Annotated in this window: 16 protein-coding genes and 1 riboswitch; of the genes, 12 read left to right on the forward strand and 4 right to left on the reverse strand. The window is 72.0% G+C overall.

The genetic code is table 11. From position 1 onward, the window contains the following. The first annotated feature begins 243 nt into the window (after positions 1-243). The 5 genes from ACZ434_RS21535 to ACZ434_RS21555 all read left to right on the forward strand — a co-directional run bounded on the left by ACZ434_RS21535 (position 244) and on the right by ACZ434_RS21555 (position 6,514). Positions 244-1,719, forward strand: coding sequence for an amino acid permease (locus ACZ434_RS21535; RefSeq protein WP_468458140.1), 1,476 nt, complete (start codon positions 244-246; stop codon positions 1,717-1,719). A 58-nt stretch (positions 1,720-1,777) separates the two neighbouring features. Continuing rightward, a complete protein-coding gene (locus ACZ434_RS21540; RefSeq protein WP_468458142.1) occupies positions 1,778-2,230 on the forward strand; it encodes an Lrp/AsnC family transcriptional regulator in 453 nt (150 codons plus the stop codon). A gap of 155 nt (positions 2,231-2,385) precedes the next feature. Next, positions 2,386-3,582, forward strand: coding sequence for an MFS transporter (locus ACZ434_RS21545; protein ID WP_468458144.1), 1,197 nt, complete (start codon positions 2,386-2,388; stop codon positions 3,580-3,582). A gap of 380 nt (positions 3,583-3,962) precedes the next feature. After that, positions 3,963-4,751, forward strand: coding sequence for a carbon-nitrogen hydrolase family protein (locus ACZ434_RS21550; RefSeq protein WP_468458146.1), 789 nt, complete (start codon positions 3,963-3,965; stop codon positions 4,749-4,751). A 50-nt stretch (positions 4,752-4,801) separates the two neighbouring features. Continuing rightward, complete coding sequence (locus ACZ434_RS21555) at positions 4,802-6,514, forward strand: flavin monoamine oxidase family protein (RefSeq protein ID WP_468458148.1); 1,713 nt, start codon at positions 4,802-4,804, stop codon at positions 6,512-6,514. A gap of 40 nt (positions 6,515-6,554) precedes the next feature. Here the strand turns inward: ACZ434_RS21555 and ACZ434_RS21560 are convergent, their stop codons facing one another. Further along, positions 6,555-7,241 (reverse strand): DUF5995 family protein, encoded by a 687-nt coding sequence (locus tag ACZ434_RS21560; protein ID WP_468458150.1) that lies wholly within the window; start codon positions 7,239-7,241, stop codon positions 6,555-6,557. Between the two features lie 173 nt (positions 7,242-7,414). Between ACZ434_RS21560 and ACZ434_RS21565 the strand changes: the two genes are divergently transcribed. Further along, positions 7,415-8,536 carry a glycoside hydrolase family 6 protein gene (locus ACZ434_RS21565; RefSeq protein ID WP_468458286.1) on the forward strand — a complete coding sequence of 374 codons (1,122 nt, stop codon included), beginning with the start codon at positions 7,415-7,417 and terminating at the stop codon, positions 8,534-8,536. Here the strand turns inward: ACZ434_RS21565 and ACZ434_RS21570 are convergent. Together ACZ434_RS21570 and ACZ434_RS21575 are read right to left on the reverse strand one after the other, a co-directional pair. Then, positions 8,518-9,921 (reverse strand): uracil-xanthine permease family protein, encoded by a 1,404-nt coding sequence (locus ACZ434_RS21570; protein WP_468458152.1) that lies wholly within the window; start codon positions 9,919-9,921, stop codon positions 8,518-8,520. The genes ACZ434_RS21565 and ACZ434_RS21570 overlap by 19 nt on opposite strands. 121 nt (positions 9,922-10,042) lie before the next feature. Further along, positions 10,043-11,248 carry an MFS transporter gene (locus tag ACZ434_RS21575; protein ID WP_468458154.1) on the reverse strand — a complete coding sequence of 402 codons (1,206 nt, stop codon included), beginning with the start codon at positions 11,246-11,248 and terminating at the stop codon, positions 10,043-10,045. A 145-nt stretch (positions 11,249-11,393) separates the two neighbouring features. Between ACZ434_RS21575 and ACZ434_RS21580 the strand changes: the two genes are divergently transcribed. Further along, positions 11,394-12,587 (forward strand): ROK family transcriptional regulator, encoded by a 1,194-nt coding sequence (locus ACZ434_RS21580; RefSeq protein ID WP_468458157.1) that lies wholly within the window; start codon positions 11,394-11,396, stop codon positions 12,585-12,587. A 300-nt stretch (positions 12,588-12,887) separates the two neighbouring features. Here the strand turns inward: ACZ434_RS21580 and ACZ434_RS21585 are convergent, their stop codons facing one another. Then, a complete protein-coding gene (locus ACZ434_RS21585; RefSeq protein WP_468458159.1) occupies positions 12,888-15,221 on the reverse strand; it encodes a chitinase C-terminal domain-containing protein in 2,334 nt (777 codons plus the stop codon). A 223-nt stretch (positions 15,222-15,444) separates the two neighbouring features. Continuing rightward, positions 15,445-15,575, forward strand: a riboswitch (FMN riboswitch). Positions 15,576-15,720: 145 nt separating this feature from the next. Between ACZ434_RS21585 and ACZ434_RS21590 the strand changes: the two genes are divergently transcribed. Genes ACZ434_RS21590 through ACZ434_RS21610 form a run of 5 tightly spaced genes read left to right on the forward strand, consistent with a single transcriptional unit; the run spans position 15,721 to position 19,152 of the window. Then, positions 15,721-16,335: a riboflavin synthase gene (locus ACZ434_RS21590; RefSeq protein ID WP_468458161.1), complete on the forward strand. Its 615-nt coding sequence runs from the start codon at positions 15,721-15,723 to the stop codon at positions 16,333-16,335. Continuing rightward, positions 16,332-16,973 (forward strand): nicotinamide mononucleotide transporter family protein, encoded by a 642-nt coding sequence (locus ACZ434_RS21595; protein WP_468458163.1) that lies wholly within the window; start codon positions 16,332-16,334, stop codon positions 16,971-16,973. The genes ACZ434_RS21590 and ACZ434_RS21595 overlap by 4 nt, the downstream gene beginning before the upstream one ends. After that, positions 16,970-18,340, forward strand: a complete 1,371-nt coding sequence (locus ACZ434_RS21600; protein WP_468458165.1) for a bifunctional 3,4-dihydroxy-2-butanone-4-phosphate synthase/GTP cyclohydrolase II — start codon at positions 16,970-16,972, stop codon at positions 18,338-18,340. Before ACZ434_RS21595 ends, ACZ434_RS21600 begins: the two co-directional genes overlap by 4 nt. 19 nt (positions 18,341-18,359) lie before the next feature. Then, positions 18,360-18,845, forward strand: coding sequence for a 6,7-dimethyl-8-ribityllumazine synthase (ribH, locus tag ACZ434_RS21605; RefSeq protein ID WP_190100040.1), 486 nt, complete (start codon positions 18,360-18,362; stop codon positions 18,843-18,845). Positions 18,846-18,879: 34 nt separating this feature from the next. Then, positions 18,880-19,152: a phosphoribosyl-ATP diphosphatase gene (locus ACZ434_RS21610; protein ID WP_004990764.1), complete on the forward strand. Its 273-nt coding sequence runs from the start codon at positions 18,880-18,882 to the stop codon at positions 19,150-19,152. Positions 19,153-19,198 lie beyond the last annotated feature (46 nt).

Here is a 19,198-nt window from a genome sequence, read left to right on the forward strand (position 1 = left end):
CCGGGACGGGGCGGGTGTGCGACGGGCCACAGCGCCGGCGCAACGAACACCCGCCTCACCTCGGGGAACGCAATGATCTTGCGGGGGTGCGCAAGGTTGCTGCATTTCAGCAGCAACGGAGAACCTCGTAGGGTTACGCGCTGTACGTGGTGCGGCGGGACCCCCGCTCGACGGGTCCCGGCTGTCGCGGGACGCCGTCGGTCCCCTGCCGCGCGAGACCGGCAGCGACGAAGGAGTCAGCGCGTGCTCGACCAAGGCGCACCCCCGCACGACGGCGGTCCCGCCGCCCCGCAGCCCCCGGGCATCGGTGCCCGCCTCATGCGCCGCAAGCCCGTGGAACGCCTGGTCGCCGAGGGTGGCCAGGGCGAGGGCGGCTCCCTGCGCCGGTCCCTCGGACTGTGGCAGCTGACCATGATCAGCATCGGCGCCACCCTCGGCACCGGTATCTTCGTCGTCCTCGGCGAGGCCGTCCCCAAGGCCGGCCCGGCCGTCACGCTGTCCTTCGTCATCGCCGGTCTGACGGCCCTCTTCTCCGCCCTCTCCTACGCCGAGCTGGCCGGCACCATCCCGGTCTCCGGCTCCTCCTACTCGTATGCGTACGCAACGATGGGCGAACTGATCGCCTGGGTCTGCGGCTGGTGCCTGATGCTGGAGTACGGCGTCTCGGTCGCCGCCGTCGCCGTCGGCTGGGGCGAATACCTCAACGAACTGCTCGACGGCACCATCGGCGTCACCATCCCGGCCGCGCTGTCCGCCCCGCCCGGCGACGGCGGCGTCTTCAACCTGCCCGCGCTGATCGTCGTCCTGCTCGCCATGGCGTTCCTGATGGGCGGCGCCCGCGAGTCCGCGCGCGCCAACACGGTCATGGTCATCGTGAAGGTCGGCGCCCTGGTGCTGTTCTGCGCCATCGGCGTCCAGGGCTTCCGCTCCGGCAACTACGAGAACTTCATGCCGCTCGGCATGGCCGGCGTCAGCGCCGCCGGGGCCACGCTCTTCTTCTCGTACATCGGCTTCGACGCCGCCTCCACCGCCGGCGAGGAGGCGAAGAACGCCCAGCGCGACCTCCCCCGCGCGATCCTGCTGTCACTCGCCATCATCACCGCGCTGTACGTCCTGGTCGCCGCCGTCGCCGTGGGCGCCAAGCCCTGGCAGCAGTTCACCGACTCCGAGGCCTCGCTCGCCCAGATCATGAGCGACGTCACCGGCCAGACCTTCTGGGGCACCCTGCTCGCGTTCTGCGCCGTCATCGCCATCGCGAGCGTCGTGCTCACCGTGCTCTACGGCCAGACCCGCATCCTCTTCGCCATGTCCCGCGACGGGCTCGTGCCCAAGGCGTTCGGCAAGGTCAGCCCGAAGACCGGCACGCCCCGCGTCAACACCCTGATCGTCTCGCTCTTCTGCGGTGTCCTGGCCGCCGCCGTCCCGCTCGGCCAGCTCGCCGACGCCACCAGCATCGGCACCCTGTTCGCCTTCGCGCTGGTCAACGTGGCCGTCGTGGTGCTGCGCCGGACCCGCCCCGACATGCCCCGCACCTTCCGGGTACCGCTGTCCCCGGTGCTGCCCGCCGTCGGCTTCGCCTTCTGCCTGTGGATGATGGGCAGCCTGTCCACCGTCACCTGGGTGGTCTTCGGTGTCTGGATGGCCGCCGGGCTCGTGTTCTACTTCCTGTACGGCCACCGCCGCTCCCGGCTCGCCGCACCGGCCCCGTCAGAAGCATAAGAAGCGTCAGAAGCATAAGAAGCAGCAGAAGCATCAGAAGCGAAGTGAACCACCCGCAGTGCTGAACGATCTCGACGAACGCATCGTGCACGCCCTCGCCGAGGACGCCCGCCGCTCCTACGCGGACATCGGCCAGCTCGTCGGCCTGTCCGCCCCCGCCGTGAAACGGCGGGTGGACCGGCTGCGCGCCACCGGGGCCATCACCGGATTCACGGTACGGGTGGACCCCGCGGCCCTCGGCTGGGAGACGGAGGGGTTCGTCGAGATCTACTGCCGCAGCAACACCTCCCCGGAGACCATCCAGCGGGGCCTGGAGCGCTACCAGGAGGTCGTGTCCGCCTCCACCGTCACCGGTGACGCGGACGCGGTCGCCCAGGTCTTCGCCTCGGACATGCGCCACTTCGAGCGGGTCCTGGAACGCATCGCGGGCGAGCCGTTCGTCGAGCGGACCAAGTCCGTGCTGGTGCTGTCCCCGCTGCTGCGGCGGTTCTCGTCGGGATCGCCTGCCTGAGAGGTCCGGATCGCCTGACCGAGAGGCCGCGGGCGCCGTAGTATCGGTGTCATGACCTGGCGACATTGATCCACCAGCCGCGCCTCCCGAGGGCCGCCTCGGGCGCCGTACGTCCACCACGTCCGGTGTCCGAACCGCCCTTTCGGGAAGGCCTCATGACTCTCACGCCCACGCGTGCCGCAGACGTCCGCGTGCGACGGCTGACGACCACGCTGTACGGCTACTCGTTCCTCGAAGACTTCATCCTGCTGTACCCGGTGTACGCGCTGCTGTTCAGCGACACCGGACTGTCCGTCTGGCAGATCTCCTCCCTGTTCGCCCTCTGGTCCATCACCGCCGTGGTCCTCGAAGTGCCCTCCGGTGCCTGGGCCGACGCCGTCTCCCGCAGGCTGCTGCTGTGGCTCGGCCCGCTGCTCACCGCCGCCGGCTTCGCCCTGTGGGTGCTGATGCCGTCGTACGGCGCCTTCGCGGTCGGCTTCGTGCTGTGGGGCATCGGCGGCGCCCTCGGCTCCGGTGCGCTGGAGGCGCTGGTCTACGACGAGCTGGAGCGGCTCGACGCGGCCGGTTCCTACGCCCGGATCATGGGCCGGGCCCGTGCGGCCGGACTGGTCGCCGTGATGGCGGCGATGGGACTGGCCGGTCCGGTGTTCGCCCGCGGCGGCCACACCGCCGTCGGCGCGGCCAGCGTGCTGGCGTGCCTGCTGACGGCCGCCGTGGCGCTCCGGTTCCCCGAGCACCGTTCCCCGGCGGCCGGTCACGACGGCTGGACCGGCGCCCTGCGAGCCGGTCTCGCCGAGGCGCGCGCCGACCGGTCCGTCCGAGGGGCGCTGCTGCTGGTTCCGGCGGTGAGCGCCGTGTGGGGCGCGTTGGACGAGTACACGCCGCTGCTGGTGCGGGGGACCGGTGTCGCCGACGGGACGGTGCCCTCTCTGCTGCTGCTGATCTGGGCGGGGGCCACCGTCGGAAGCCTGCTGGCGGGGGAGGGGGAGCGGCTGGGGCCCGGGACGCGGGGTCTCGCCGCCCTGCTGGCCGGCGCCGGACTCGCGCTGGCGGCCGGCGCGATCGACGGCAGCCCCTGGGGGCTGTTCCTCGTCGCCGTCGCCTTCGGCGGCTTCCAGGCGGCGACCGTGCTGGCCGACGCCCGGCTCCAGCGGCGCATCCGGGACTCCGGGCGGGCCACGCTCACCTCGGTCGCGGGGCTGGGTACGGAACTGGCGACGGTCGCGACCTTCGGCGCCTACGCGCTGATCGCCTCGGGCCACGCCCACAGCACGGTCTTCGCGGTGCTCGCGGTGCCGTACCTGGCGACGGCGGCGCTCCTGCTGGCTGGAACGGTGAGGTCACGGCGGTGACGTGCCGGCGGGGGTGCGCGTAGCGCCTGATGCCCTCCGCCCTCCGCGGGCAGTCGCGCCCCCCCAGAGGGGGTACCCCCAGGGCGGCACGGGTGGGCGGTGGGGGCACCTCCCGCTCGAGCGAAGCCGAGAGTGGGGGAGGCACCCCGCAAGCGCCGGGCTGCGCGAACACCCCCCGGCCCGCACCCACGCCGGGTGCCCGTGGGGAAGCCCCACCGCGACCCCCGCCCACAGCCTCGTGCAACGAATCGCCGCCCACCCCCACCCGCACGCAACAAACCGCTCACCGGCGCGCAACGGCTCCTCCTTGTCCCCCCGAGCCGCCCGACCGTACCGTCTATCTGGCCCCCGAAACCCCCGCGTACCGGTGAGGAACACGCATGCGCACCGCCCTGCTCCAGAGCTCCGGACGGCCCGGATCCGTCGCCGAGAACCTCAAGGTCCTCGACGAGGCCGCCGGCCGTGCCGCCGCCGCGGGCGCCGGGCTGCTCGTCACCTCGGAGCTGTTCCTGACCGGGTACGCGATCGGCGACGACCTCGGCCGGCTCGCCGAGACCGCCGACGGCGACGCGGCCGACGCGATCGCGGACACCGCCGGCCGGCACGGCCTCGCCCTCGCCTACGGCTACCCCGAACGCGACGGCGACACCGTCTACAACTCCCTCCAGCTCGTCGCCGCCGACGGCACCCGCCTCGCGAACTACCGCAAGACCCACCTCTACGGCGGCTTCGAGCGGGACCACTTCACCCCGGGAGACCGGAGCGTCGTACAGGCCGGGCTCGACGGCCTCACCGTCGGCCTGGTCATCTGCTACGACGTCGAGTTCCCGGAGAACGTGCGCGCCCACGCACTGGCCGGCACCGACCTCCTCCTGGTGCCCACGGCACTGGCGCACCCGTTCCAGTTCGTCGCCGAGTCCGTCGTACCGGTCCGGGCGTTCGAGAACCAGATGTACATCGCGTACGTCAACCGGGTCGGCCAGGAGGGCGAGTTCGAGTTCGTGGGCCGGTCCACGCTCGCCGGCCCCGACGGAGTCGCCCGCGCCCGCGCCGGCCACAGCGAGGAACTCGTCGTCGCCGACGCCGACCCCGTCCTCCTCGCCGCGTCCCGGGAGGACAACCCGTACCTGCGGGACCGCCGCCCCGGCCTCTACGGGTCCCTCGCCTGAACCTCCCCCCGCTCCGCCCCCGTTCCACCCCCGCAAGGAGTCCGTACCCGATGACGTCCACGGTGCCCAACGCCGTCGAGCACACCGACGAGCAGCAGCCGCCGATCACCATGTTCGGCCCGGACTTCCCCTACGCGTACGACGACTTCCTCGCCCACCCGGCGGGCCTCGGTCAGATACCGGCGACCGAGCACGGCACCGAGGTCGCCGTCATCGGCGGCGGTCTGTCCGGCATCGTCGCCGCGTACGAGCTGATGAAGATGGGGCTCAAGCCGGTCGTCTACGAGGCCGACCGGATCGGCGGGCGGCTGCGGACCGTGGGGTTCGAGGGCTGTGACCCGTCCCTGACCGCCGAGATGGGCGCGATGCGTTTCCCGCCGTCCTCCACGGCGCTGCAGCACTACATCGACCTGGTGGGGCTCGAGACCCGTCCCTTCCCCAACCCCCTCTCCGAGGCGACACCCTCGACCGTGGTCGACCTCAAGGGCGAGTCGCACTACGCCGAGACCCTCGACGACCTGCCCCAGGTCTACCGTGACGTCGCCGACGCCTGGGCCAGGTGCCTCGAGGAGGGCGCCGACTTCACCGACATGAACCGCGCCCTGCGCGAGCGGGACGTCCCCCGCATCCGCGAGATCTGGTCGAGGCTCGTCGAGAAGCTCGACAACCAGACCTTCTACGGCTTCCTCTGCGACTCCGAGGCGTTCAAGTCCTTCCGGCACCGCGAGATCTTCGGCCAGGTCGGCTTCGGCACCGGCGGCTGGGACACCGACTTCCCCAACTCCATCCTGGAGATCCTGCGGGTCGTCTACACCGAGGCCGACGACCACCACCGCGGTATCGTCGGCGGCTCCCAGCAACTGCCCCTGCGCCTGTGGGAGCGCGAGCCGGAGAAGATCGTCCACTGGCCGTACGGCACCTCGCTGAGCTCCCTCCACCTGGACGGCGAGCCGCGCCCGGCCGTGACCCGGCTGGGCCGCACCGCCGGCAACCACATCACGGTGACGGACGCGAACGGCGACATCCGCACCTACCGGGCGGCGGTCTTCACCGCCCAGTCCTGGATGCTGCTGTCCAAGGTCGCCTGCGACGACGCGCTGTTCCCGATCGACCACTGGACCGCGATCGAGCGCACCCACTACATGGAGTCCAGCAAGCTCTTCGTGCCCGTCGACCGGCCGTTCTGGCTGGACAAGGCCGTCGACGACGGGGGGAACCCCACCGGCCGGGACGTCATGTCGATGACGCTCACCGACCGCATGACCCGCGGCACCTACCTCCTGGACGACGGCCCGGACAGGCCCGCCGTCATCTGCCTCTCCTACACCTGGTGCGACGACAGCCTGAAGTGGCTGCCGCTGTCCGCGAACGAGCGGATGGAGGTCATGCTGAAGTCGCTCGGCGAGATCTACCCCAAGGTCGACATCAGGAAGCACGTCATCGGCAACCCGGTGACCGTCTCCTGGGAGAACGAGCCCTACTTCATGGGCGCGTTCAAGGCCAACCTGCCGGGTCACTACCGTTACCAGCGGCGCCTGTTCACGCACTTCGTGCAGGAGCACCTGCCCGCGGACAAGCGGGGCATCTTCCTCGCCGGCGACGACATCTCCTGGACGGCCGGCTGGGCCGAGGGCGCGGTGCAGACCGCGCTGAACGCGGTCTGGGGCGTCATGCACCACTTCGGCGGCGAGACCGACCCGACCAACCCGGGCCCCGGCGACGTCTACGACGAGATCGCACCGGTCGAACTCCCCGAGGACTGAGCCCGCCAGGACGCCTGAGCCCGCTGCCGGGACGGGGCGGTCAGCCGGGCAGCGGCGTGAGGAGCATGCGTCCGGCGAAACCCACCGCCGTGTCCAGCCGCTCGGTGAACTCCCCGGCGACATCGGGCAGTCGGCGCAGCGCCCACAGGGCGCGGGCCGCCGCCCAGGCGGCGTCCCGGGCACGTTCCAGGTTCCAGGCGCCGAGCAGATGGGTCAGCGGATCGGCGACCCGCAGCAGGTCCGGGTCCGGCGTCAGCTCCTCGCGGACGCGTTCCTCCAGCGCGGCGAGGAACTCGCCCACCCGGTCGAACTCGTCCTCGATGTCGACGGGTTCGCAGGCGAGCGTACGGCAGGTGTCCACGACGGCCAGCGCGAGATCGTGACCGATGTGCGCGTTGATGCCCGCGAGGGCGAACTGCAGCGGACGTACCCCCGGATGGTGGCGGAACGCGAACAGCGGGCGCCAGCAGGCCGGTGGACGCCGGCCCCCGGACACCGCGTCCACCGCGGCCAGATAGCGCTCCGCGAACCGCACGTCCAGGGCGATCGCCGCCCGGGCGTCCGGGAACGGGCCGGCGGCGGCGCGCCGGTCGACGGCCTCGGTCGCGGCGAGGTAGACACGGTTGAAGACCGCGACCCCGTCCCGCACGTGCAGGGCCGTGTCCAGGGCGCGCAGACGGGAGACCACCCCGTCCACCGGCGTGAGGACTTGTTCGCATTGCGCCATGAGCGCAGAGTGGCACCTCTAGGGTGGCACCAGTGGCGGCGGGCCCGACGCTTCCCCGGAACGGGGGAACGCACCCGCCGTGGGGGAGGGGGAGCTGTACTGTGCCAGGCTCGCGTGCCCAGCGCCTGTCCGCGCGGAGAACCGAGCGCCGGCGGGCCGCCCGGCGCGGCACGATGGTCGCGGCGGCCTCCGTCGTGGTCGCGGTCGGCACCGCCACCGGGATGATCTCGGCGGTCGGTGACGGACGCGGTACGGACGAGGCCCGGCCCGAGGTGTCCGCCTCCCCGCGCCTGGAACCGCTGCCCGCCGTGCCGCCCTCGCCCTCCCCGTCGGTCTCGACGTCCCCTTCGGCCACCGCCGGTCCCGAGAAGAAGGCGAGCCCGACGCCCTCCGCGTCCCGGACCGCCAAGAAGCGGCGGACCACCCCCGTGTCCACCCGCCTCTACCGTCACCCCGAGAGCCGGGTCCTGGACTGGGTGCGGGCCAACCCCGACGATCCGCGCCGCGCCGTCATACAGTCGCGGATAGCCGACCAGCCGGCGGCCGTGTGGTTCGCCGACTACTCCCCGGACTCGATCACCTCCCGGGTGCGCGCGGTGGCGTCCGGCGGTGCGGCGCAGGGCCGGACGCCGGTCCTCGTGCCGTACGCGATTCCCGACCGCGACTGCGGCGGGCACTCCGAGGGCGGAGCCCCCGACCTGGGCGCCTACGACGCCTGGATCGACCGCTTCGCCGCCGGGCTGGGCAGCGGTGACGTCATCGTGATCCTGGAGCCCGACTCGGTCGCCCAGGCCGAATGCCTCTCCGACGGACAGCGCGCCGACCGCTTCGCCTCGCTGGCCCGCGCCGGACGGGTGCTCAAGGAGGCCAACCCGCGGGCCCGCGTCTACTTCGACGCCGGGCACTCCGGCTGGAACGCGCCCGCCAAGCAGGCCGGTTGGCTGCGGCAGGCCGGGGCCGCCTCGGCCGCCTCCTCCGACGGGATCTTCAGCAACGTCTCCAACTTCCACGGCACGGCCGACGAGGTCGCCTACGGCCGTGCCGTGCTCGGCGCCCTCGGCGGCCCGTCGAGCCTCGGCGCGGTCATCGACACCAGCCGCAACGGCAACGGCGCCCCGGCGGACGGCGAGTGGTGCGACCCGGCCGGCCGCAAACTGGGCCGGGCCCCGACGCTCAGCACCGGCGAGGCCCGGATCCACGGCTATCTGTGGGTGAAGCTCCCCGGCGAGTCCGACGGCTGCAAGGGAGCCCCCGGCACCTTCACCCCGTCGTACGCCTACGACTTGGCGCGCTGATCACCCTCGGCGTCGCCCGTGTCGTACGAGGAGGTCCCCTCGTCGAGCAGCGGCTCCTGCGTCTTGAGGTGGGCGGGCGCGAAGGCGCGCAGCGCGTGGTAGCCGGTGATGGTCACCAGCGTGCCGAGCGCGATCCCGCTCAGCGAGAAGGTGTCGGTGATCTCCATCGAGACGTTGCCGACGCCGATGATGATGCCCGCCGCGGCCGGTACGAGGTTCAGCGGATTGCGCAGATCCACCTTGGCGTTGATCCAGATCTGGGCGCCGAGCAGGCCGATCATGCCGTACAGGATGACGGTGATGCCGCCGAGCACCCCGCCCGGGATGGCGGCCACGACCGCGCCGAACTTGGGGCAGAGACCGAACAGCAGGGCGAAACCGGCGGCGGCCCAGTAGGCGGCGGTGGAGTACACGCGGGTCGCGGCCATCACGCCGATGTTCTCGGAGTAGGTGGTGTTCGGGGGGCCGCCGACGGCGGTGGACAGCATGGAGCCGACACCGTCGGCGGAGATGGCCGTGCCGAGCTTGTCGTCGAGGTTGTCACCGGTCATCTCGCCGACCGCCTTCACATGCCCGGCGTTCTCGGCGATCAGCGCGATGACCACCGGCAGGGCCACCAGGATCGCCGACCACTCGAAGGACGGCCCGTGCAGGGTCGGCAGGCCGATCCAGTCCGCCTGGCCCACGCCGGACAGGTCCAGGCGCCAGTGGTCGGTGACCTGGCCGCTCGCGTCCGCGGAGTGGATCTTGCCGAAGATCCGGTCGAGCGCCCAGGACAGGACGTATCCGAAGACCAGCCCGAGGAAGATCGCGACGCGGGACCAGAAGCCGCGCAGACAGACCACGGCCAGACCGGTGAACAGCATCACGGACAGGGCGGTCCACTGGTCCTGCGGCCAGTACGTGGAGGCGGTCACCGGCGCCAGGTTGAAGCCGATCAGCATCACCACCGCGCCGGTCACGATCGGCGGCATCGCGGCGTGGATGATTCGCGCGCCGAAGCGCCGCACCGCGAGACCCGCCAGGAACAGCGCGGCCCCGACCACGAACACCGCGCCCGTCACCGTGGCGCTGGAGCCGCCGTCGGCCCGGATGACCGCGGCGACACCGACGAAGGAGAGCGAACAGCCCAGGTAGCTGGGGACCCGGCCGCGGGTCGCCAGCAGGAAGACGATCGTCGCGACGCCCGACATCATGATCGCGAGGTTGGGGTCGAGCCCCATGAGCACCGGAGCGACGAAGGACGCGCCGAACATCGCCACTACGTGCTGGGCGCCCAGGCCCGCGGTGCGGGGCCAGGAGAGCCGTTCGTCGGGGCGGACCACCGCGCCGGGCGCGGGGGTGCGTCCGTCGCCGTGCAGAGTCCACCGGACGCCGAGATTCATGAGCGGTCGCTTTCGTCGTCAGGCCAGCGTGTCCGGACCATTGTGCGGGCTGATCACCAGTGCTTCGTACAGGTGGCCGGGCCGTGGCACGACGAGCTTCCCGCTCGGCGGACGGGGTGGTTCAGGGACGGGGCTCGGGAACCGGCGCGTCCGGACGCGTGATCTTCGCGCGGTCTCCCGCGCGCAGGACGCCGGCGAACCCCGCGATGCCGCACGAGAGCACCGTCACCAGCACGAACGACACCAGCAGGCTGGTCGCCTGGGCCAGCAGACCGATGGCGCTCGGGGCGATCAGCCCCGAGGTGTAGGTGATGGTGGCGACGCCCGCGATCGCGAGGCTCGGGTTGGTGCCGCTGCGGCCGGCGGCGGCGAAGCACAGCGGCACCACGACCGCGATGCCGAGCCCCATCAGAGCGAACCCGCCCATCGCCATCGCGGGATGCTCGGCCAGGACGATCAGCAGCCCGCCGAGCACCGCGACGACACCGCTGGTACGGACCGTGCGCACGGCGCCGTAACGGTCCACCACACGGTCCCCGGCGATCCGGGCGATCGCCATGGTCAGCGTGAAACCGGTGGTGCAGGCCGCCGCGAGACCGGCCGAGGTTCCCAGCTGGTCGCGAAGATAGACCGCCGACCAGTCCAGGCTCGCGCCCTCCGCGAACACCGCGCAGAAGCCGATCGCGCCGATCAGCAGCGCGGAACGGGGCGGCAGCGCGAACCGCGGCGGCGGCTCCTCGTCCTCGGTGGGCTGCAGATCGAGCACCCAGGCGCAGGCGGCGACCCCCACCACCGTCAGCACGGCCGCCGCGAGGGCGTGGTGCAGCCGGGCGTCCGTGCCGAGGTGGGCGGCGAGCGTGCCGGCCGCCGAGCCGATCAGGGCGCCGGCGCTCCACATGCCGTGCAGCCCGGACATGATCGACTTGTCGAGGCGGTTCTCCACCTCCACACCCAGCGCGTTCATCGCCACGTCCGACATGCCCGCCGTCGCGCCGTAGACGAACAGGGCCGCACAGAGGGTGAGCATGCTGGGGGCGAGCGACGGCAGGATCAGCGCGAGCGTCCACAGGGCGATCAGTCCGCGCAGCGCGGTGCGGGCGCCGAAGCGGTGGCTGATGCTCCCCGCCAGCGGCATCGCGAGGGAGGCGCCGAGCGCGGGGAAGGCGAGCGCGAGGCCCAACTGCCCGGCGCTCACGCCCGCGTGGTCCTGGATCCAGGGGACGCGGGTGGCGAACGAGCCGGTGACCGCGCCGTGCACCGCGAACACGGCCCCCACCGCGTACCGCGCCCGCCTCACCTCGCGTTGTGCGTACACCCCTGCACTCATCGCCCCGCCCCTCCCGGTGGTCCGCTGTCTCAGGCGCCGCCGTAAACTATCAGGAACCCTGCCTGAAAGATAAGGGGTTCCGCGCTCGTTCCCGCACCGCCGGTCCTCGCGCCGGCCGGTCCCGCCGATCTGGAAGGATCCCGGCATGGCCGCATCCCCGAGCACCGCCAGAGCCATCAACGACCGGCTCGCCCTGCGCCTGCTTCAGCAGCAAGGACCGCTGACCGCAGGGCAGTTGAAGCAGCTGACCGGTCTGTCCCGGCCCACCGTCGCCGACCTCGTCGAGCGTCTCACCGCGGCCGGACTCATCGCGGCGGCCGGCGAGGCGAAGCAGCAGCGGCGCGGACCCAACGCCAGGCTGTACGGCATCGTCGCGGACCGGGCGCACCTGGCCGCGCTGGACGTCCGCACCGAGGGCGTCGCCGTGGCCGTGTCCGACCTCGTCGGCGAGGTCCTGGCCGAGGCCTCGCTGCCCATCACCGGCGACGCCGGCACCGGCCCGGCGGTGGACCGGGCGGTCGCCCTGGTCGAGCGGACGGCGAAGAAGGCGGGCGCCGGCCGGCTGCACACCGTCGGGATCGGGGCACCCGGGCTGATCGACCCGGCCAGCGGTGAACTGCGCGACTCCACCGGCCTGCCCGCCTGGCACCGCCGACTGGTCGCCGCCCTCCAGGAACGCCTCCCTGAGGCCCGCGTGAGCGTGGAGAACGAGACCAACCTCGCCGCGCTCGCCGAGCAGCGCGACGGCGCGGCCCGCGACCGGGACACCTTCGTCCTGCTCTGGCTGGGCCACGGCACCGGGGCGGCGGTGATCCTCGACGGCACCCTGCGCAGGGGGGCCTCCGGCGGCACGGGCGAGATCGGCTTCCTCCCGGTCCCGGGCACCCGTGGCCTGCCCTCGGCCACCGGCTGCGAGGGCGGCTTCCACTCCCTGGTGGGCGCGGCGGCGGTCGCGGAACTGGCGGCCGAGTACGGCATCGAAGCGGAGCCGGGGGCCGAGCCGGTGGCGGCGGGGGCGGTGCGGACGGCCGTCGCGACCGGTTCGGCCCCCGGCTCCGCCGGGGCGCGCTTCCTCGACACCCTGGCCGACCGGATCGCTGTGGGGGTCGCCTCCGTGGTCGCGCTGCTGGACCCCGGGCACGTGGTCCTGGGCGGAGAGGTCGGACAGGCGGGCGGCGAGGCGCTGGCCGCGCGGGTGCGGGAGCGGCTGGCCGCCCTCTCGCCCTTGCCCGCCGAGGTCAGCCCCAGCACGCTGGGCGGCGGCGCGGTCCTGCGCGGAGCACTCCTGACAGCCCGCGCCCAGGCCCAGAACGACCTCTTCGGCACCCCCGGCCACTAGCCAGCCTCCGCACCCACCCGCTCTCCGCACGCTGCCGCGCTCCCGCGGGCAGTCGTGCCGCCGGGGCGGCACGGGTGGGCGCGACGGCGCCCCGCTCGCGCCGGGCTGCGCAGCCACCCCCGGCCCACACCGACGCACGGAACCCCCGAGCAACGGATTGCGCAACCCGCCCCGGCCCACACCGACGCCGTACGCCCTCCAACCTGGCCCGGCCCGCCACCGCAGGTATCCACGCATGGTGAGGCCCGGCGGTGGGCAAGGGCCGTCGTCACCACCGCCGGGCCGGTTCTGCGGAGAAGGTCAGCAGGCTCCCTGGTCCCGCCACACTCCCCATTCGCCGGTGGTTCCGGGCTCCTCGCCCTTCGTCCACCACTGCGCCTTCCAGACGCGTCCCTCGTGGGACACCACGCTGCCCCCGCCGTACGAGGCCGAGGCGTTCCACGCCGGGTCCGCGCAGTCGCCGGGCTCACCGGGCGGCGTGGTGGGCGGGTCCGTCGGCGTCGTGCCGCCGCCCGGCTCGACCACGGTCGTCCCGCGTGCCAGGTCCCCGGCGAGGGCGTACGCCTTGCCGGCGATCGTCACCGTCCAGTTCGACGGCGTCGACACCGGCAGGTAGTAGTTGAACGACAGGTCGACGGTTGCGCCCGGCGCCAGCGACTGCCACGCCGGCAGCTTCAGCGACACCCGGTGGAAGTCACCGTCCAGACCGCCCACGTTGTCGCCCGTGTGGCCGCTGCTGATGACCTTGGTGCCGAAGCCGGACTGGTCGGAGGCGTTCGCCGGTGCCGAGGTGGCGTAGTCGAACTGGAACTCCGTACCGCCCGGCAGCGCGGTCTTCGTGTTGTTCGTGATCCGCAGCTTGGGCGTGATCGGGTAGTTGGAGTCGCCCAGCTTGAACTCCGTGAACTCCACGTCCACGTCCACGGCCTCCGACGGCAGGTCCGCGCCGGACTTCTTCGCGCCGTACGGGGTGGCCGCCTTGAACTTGTCGTACATCAGCGAGGTGAGCGTGTCGCCCGTCTCGTACTGTCCCGCGGCGGCGTTCCATTCGTAGTCGCCGGCCAGCTCCCAGATCATCGTGCCGCCGATGCCCCGGTCCACGACGTAGTCGGCCTTGGCCGCGACCGACTGCTCGTCCTCGGTGGAGAGGAAGACCTTCTTCTCGGCGTTCCACAGCCAGGGGGCGACCAGCGTCGAGTCGTACTTGCGGGCGTAGGTCCCCGTCAGCTTCGTGTCCGCGGGGAAGCCGTAGTCGGTGACGTAGTCGCCGACGATCCCCTTCTCGAGGTTCTTGGCGTGCCACATCGGGTTGGAGCCCGCCGGGGACTCCTTGCCGTTGGTGTCGAGGTCGTGCCAGAGGTTGTCGATGCCGACGGCGCCGTCACCGCACTTGGTCAGACCGGAGCCCGCCGGGCAGGAGGACGCGGAGGCCTTGCCCCACAGGCCGTCGGTGCCGCCCTGGACGTTCTTGTGGCCGCGCGTGTAGTACGGCAGGCCGATGTTGATCCGGCCGGCCGGCATCGAGCCGCGGAAGTAGTGGTAGGCCCAGTCGGTGTTGAGGTAGCCGATGCCGCCGTACTGGGCGCTGCCGTAGACGTTCGCGGCGGCCAGCTCGGCGTCCTTGCCGTCGTCGAAGAGCGAGGCGTTCGGGCCGACGTACTCGTTCCAGGCACCGTGCAGGTCGTACGACATGATGTTGACGTAGTCCAGGTACTTCTGGACCTGGAAGGTCTCCATGCCGCGCAGCAGATAGCCGGACGAGGGTGCGGCCACGGTGAGCATGTAGTGCCTGCCGTCCGCCGCGCCCGCGCGGTCCAGCTTCTCGCGCAGCGTCTTCATCAGCGCCGCGTAGCCCTCGACCAGCCCGGCCCGGCGGGCGTTGGCGAAGGACCAGTCGAGCGGGTTGCCGGCGTCCTTCATCGTCGTCGGGTACTCGTAGTCGATGTCGACGCCGTTGAAGCCGTACGTCCGGATGAAGTCGACCGCCGAGTCGGCGAACGTGTCGATGCCGGCCTGGTTGACCGAGCCGTCGGCGTTGGTGGCCATCGAGTAGAAGCCGCCGGAGTCCACGCGGTTCCCCTCGGCGTCGAAGTAGCCGCCGGTCTCGGCCCAACCGCCCACCGAGATCAGCGTCTTGACGTCGGGGTGCTGCTTCTTGAACTTGTTGAGCAGGTTGAAGTGGCCCTGGTAGGGGAGCTGCGGGTCCATCTCCGCGCCGGCCACGCCGGGCCACGTCATGCCCGTCGCCGGGTTGGTGGCGCCGTCCGCGCCGACGGAGAGCTTGTTGTCCTTGTCGACGTGCGCGAACGCGTAGTTGATGTGGGTGATCTTCTCCCACGGGATGTCGGAGGCGAGGTAGGCGGGCTTCCCGTCCTTGCCGGTGCGCCAGCCGGTGAAGTAGCCGATCACCCGGCGCTGGTGGTCGGGGCCCATCTTCTCCCGGCCGGCCGAGTCGTAGACCGAGCAGTACGGGACATCGACGCCCGGTGTCGCGTACAGACCGTCGGGGCGGCAGGACTCCTGGTCGGCGGCGTGCGAGACGGTGGCGGGCAGGGCGGTGAGCAGCAGACCCGCGACGGCTGCGGCGGAGGCGAGCAGCGCGGGTCTCGCCCCGGAGCGTGAGGGGGACGGCACAGTGGGTTCCTCTCCACGGAAGTTGGCTCGGACCCTAAGAGGACTAGACCACAGCGTCAATAGGTATGGACCAATCTCGGGGCGCCTCAAGAGGGCGCGGCACTCGGGGAGTTGCCCGCCGTGCGACGCTCGGCAGCCCCCGCGTCACCGCCTGTGAGCCACCCCACACCCCTCGCCCGCATGGCCGACGCCCGGTCGTGGCACACTGGCCCTGTACCAGTAGCAGCGCACTCCGGGGTCGGTGAAAGTCCGAACCGGCGGTTACAGTCCGCGACCCGGTCGCCTCCAGCGACCGGTTGACCAGGTGAAATTCCTGGACCGACGGTTAAAGTCCGGATGGGAGGCAGTGCGCGGCGGGCGGGCATCCATGCGCGCCGCCGTACCGGTCCGCCGTCGGGGCGGGCCCTGTCCGGCGTCGTTCCCGGTGTCCTCGCTCGTACTCACTGTCGTCATCGACAGCCCCGGAGTCCGTGCCCGAAGAGGCAGGAGGACCCGGGAAGTGTTCACCGGAATCGTCGAAGAGCTGGGCGAGATCACCGCAGTCGAGACCCTCGACGACGCCTGTCGCTTCCGGCTGCGCGGCCCCGTCGTCACCGAGGGCGCCCGGCACGGCGACTCCATCGCCGTCAACGGCGTCTGCCTCACGGTGGTCGAGCACGAGGGCGACGAGTTCACCGCCGACGTGATGGCGGAGACCCTCAAGCGTTCCAGCCTCGGCGTCCTCGCCGTGGGCTCCCGCGTCAACCTCGAACGGCCCACGGCCGTGGGCGCCCGCCTCGGCGGCCACATCGTGCAGGGACACGTCGACGGCACCGGCGAGATCCTCGAGCGCGAGCCGTCGCAGCACTGGGAGCTCGTGAGGATCTCGCTCCCCGCGGACCTCTCCCGCTACGTCGTGGAGAAGGGTTCCATCACCGTCGACGGCATCAGCCTCACCGTCGTCGACGCCGGCCCCGACCACTTCACCGTCAGCCTCATCCCCACCACGCTCGCCCTGACCACTCTGGGCATCAAACAGCCCGGTGACCCGGTCAACCTCGAGGTGGACGTCATCGCCAAGTACGTCGAGCGGATGCTCGGCGACCGCGCCACCGGTGAGGGGGCGGCCCGGTGAACTGGCTCAACTCCGAGGCGTTCATCCTCTTCGACCAGCACATCAAATGGTCGGACATGATCGGCAACGTGATCGGCCTGATCGCCCTCGCCCTCGGCTGGCGCCGCTCCCTGTGGACCTGGCCCGCCCAGTTCGTCTCCGGACTCATCCTCTTCGCCGCCTTCGCCACCGCCCACCTCTCCGGCAGCGCGGGCAAGCAGATCGTCGTCATGCTGGTCGCCTCCTGGGGCTTCTGGCAGTGGAACCGCGGCCGGCGGCAGGCACAGGACGGGTCCATCGCCGTACGGTTCGCGACCTGGCGCGAGCGCGGCGGACTGCTCGCCGGGGCCGCCCTCGGCACCCTCGCCGTCGGCGGGCTGTTCACGCTCTACCCGTCCCTGTCCTGGGACCCCTGGCCGGACGCCTACATCTTCGTCGGCACGATCGTCGCCATGTACGCCCAGGCCCGCGGCATGGTCGAGTTCTGGTTCGCCTGGCTGCTGGTCGACCTGGTCGGCGTCCCGCTGAACTTCGCCAACGGCTTCGCCTTCTCCGGATTCGTCTACGTCATCTACGGCGCACTGGTCCTGTGGGGCCTGCGCGACTGGTGGCTGCGCTCCCGCGACGCGCGGCCCGCCCTGGAAGGAGCGCCGGCATGAGCGCCCACCCGTCTCCCGCCACCACTACCGACGAGGCTCCCGCGGAGCCCACGGCCTGGGCCGGCCCCCACCGCGCCGCCCGCTCCGTCCCGCCGGTCCGCTACGACACCGACGACTTCGACCTCCGGCTCGACCCCGTCGAGCAGGCCGTCGCCGACATCGCGGCCGGCCGCCCCGTCGTGGTCGTCGACGACGAGGACCGCGAGAACGAGGGCGACCTCGTCATCGCCGCCGAGATGGCGACCGAGGAGATCGTCGCCTTCATGATGAGCGAGTGCCGCGGCCTGATCTGCGCCCCCATGGAGGGCGGCGAACTGGACCGGCTGCGCCTGCCCCAGATGGTGGACGACAACACCGAGTCGATGAAGACCGCGTTCACCGTCTCCGTCGACGCCTCGGCCGCCCACGGAGTGAGCACCGGCATCTCCGCCGCCGACCGCGCCACCACCCTCCGCCTGCTGGCGGGCGGCACCGCAGAACCCGCCGACCTCGTCCGCCCCGGCCACATCTTCCCGCTGCGCGCCCGCCCCGGCGGTGTCCTCGTGCGCAACGGCCACACCGAGGCCGCCGTCGACCTCGCCCGGCTCGCGGGACTGCGCCCGGCCGGCGCCATCGTCGAGATCGCCGGAGAGGACGGCCGCATGCTGCGGCTGCCCGAGCTGATCCCGTTCGCCCGCAAGCACGGTCTGACGATCATCTCCATCGAGGATCTGATCGCCTACCGCCGCTCCGCCGAACCCACCGTCCGCCGCGAGGCCGAGGTGCGGCTCCCCACCTCCCACGGCACCTTCACGGCGTACGGCTACCGCTCCACCGTCGACGGCGTCGAGCACGTCGCCCTCGTCCAGGGCGAGATCGGCGACGGCCGGGACGTCCTGGTCCGCGTCCACTCCGAATGCCTCACCGGCGACGTCTTCGGCTCCCGGCGCTGCGACTGCGGCCCCCAGCTGGACGCCTCCCTCGACCGGATCCAGGCTGAGGGCCGGGGCGTCGTCGTCTACCTGCGCGGACACGAGGGCCGCGGCATCGGCCTGATGTCCAAACTGCGCGCCTACGAACTCCAGGAGCGCGGCCGGGACACCCTCGACGCCAACCTGGAACTCGGCCTGCCCGCCGACGCCCGCGACTACGGCGCCGGCGCGCAGATCCTCACCGACCTCGGGGTGCGCGGCGTCCGCCTGATGACCAACAACCCCGACAAGTCCGACGCGCTCGCCCGCCACGGCATCGAGGTCGTCCGGCGCGAGCCGATGCCCGTCACCGCGAGCGAGCACAACCTCCGCTACCTGCGCACCAAGCGGGACCGGATGGGCCACGACCTGCCCTGGCTGGACACACCGACCGTGCCCGCCTGCGGCAACCAGTAAGACGAACGCGAGGAGAGACGTGAGCGGCAAGGGTGCACCGGAGCTGTCCGTACGCAATGTGGGGGACCTGCGGGTCGCCGTCATCGCGGCCCAGTGGCACGAGAAGGTGATGGACGGACTGGTCGACGGCGCCCTGCGCGCCCTGCACGACCTCGGCATCGACGAGCCGACCCTGCTCAGGGTCCCCGGCAGCTGGGAACTTCCCGTCGTCGCCAAGGTCCTGGCCGGCCGCGGCTACGACGCGGTCGTCGCCCTCGGCGTCGTGATCCGGGGCGGCACACCCCACTTCGACTACGTGTGCCAGGGCGTCACCCAGGGCCTCACCCAGGTCTCGGTCGACACCGGCGTGCCCGTCGGCTTCGGCGTGCTCACCTGTGACACCGAGGAGCAGGCCCTGGACCGCGCCGGACTGGACGGCTCCAGCGAGGACAAGGGCCACGAGGCGGTCACCGCGGCCGTGGCGACCGCCGCCTGCCTGCGGTCGGTATCCGAACCCTGGCGGTGAGCAGTCGCCGTCAGCGCGTAGGGTAAGGACCACCATGTCCAAGAAGACGTTCGAGGAGCTCTTCACCGAGCTCCAGCACAAGGCAGCCCACGGCGACCCCGCCACGTCCCGCACCGCCGAACTGGTCGACAAGGGCGTCCATGCCATCGGCAAGAAGGTCGTCGAGGAGGCCGCCGAGGTCTGGATGGCCGCCGAGTACGAGGGCAAGGAAGCGGCCGCCGAGGAGATCTCCCAGCTGCTGTACCACGTCCAGGTGATGATGGTCGCCCGCGGCATCTCCCTCGACGACGTCTACGCCCACCTGTAAGCACCCCGCGTCCGCGACACACCCCTTCACACAAAGGAAGCCGACC

The organism is Streptomyces sp. NPDC030893 (assembly GCF_055571535.1).

Bases quoted from the DNA above. Each gene is read 5' to 3' on its own strand.
- ACZ434_RS21580 (WP_468458157.1), top strand. From the start codon at position 11,394: ATGGCCGCATCCCCGAGCACCGCCAGAGCCATCAACGACCGGCTCGCC.
- ACZ434_RS21545 (WP_468458144.1), top strand. From the start codon at position 2,386: ATGACTCTCACGCCCACGCGTGCCGCAGACGTCCGCGTGCGACGGCTG.
- ACZ434_RS21575 (WP_468458154.1), bottom strand. From the start codon at position 11,248: ATGAGTGCAGGGGTGTACGCACAACGCGAGGTGAGGCGGGCGCGGTAC.
- ACZ434_RS21550 (WP_468458146.1), top strand. From the start codon at position 3,963: ATGCGCACCGCCCTGCTCCAGAGCTCCGGACGGCCCGGATCCGTCGCC.
- ACZ434_RS21570 (WP_468458152.1), bottom strand. From the start codon at position 9,921: ATGAATCTCGGCGTCCGGTGGACTCTGCACGGCGACGGACGCACCCCC.
- ACZ434_RS21610 (WP_004990764.1), top strand. From the start codon at position 18,880: ATGTCCAAGAAGACGTTCGAGGAGCTCTTCACCGAGCTCCAGCACAAG.
- ACZ434_RS21560 (WP_468458150.1), bottom strand. From the start codon at position 7,241: ATGGCGCAATGCGAACAAGTCCTCACGCCGGTGGACGGGGTGGTCTCC.
- ACZ434_RS21555 (WP_468458148.1), top strand. From the start codon at position 4,802: ATGACGTCCACGGTGCCCAACGCCGTCGAGCACACCGACGAGCAGCAG.
- ACZ434_RS21565 (WP_468458286.1), top strand. From the start codon at position 7,415: ATGGTCGCGGCGGCCTCCGTCGTGGTCGCGGTCGGCACCGCCACCGGG.
- ACZ434_RS21600 (WP_468458165.1), top strand. From the start codon at position 16,970: ATGAGCGCCCACCCGTCTCCCGCCACCACTACCGACGAGGCTCCCGCG.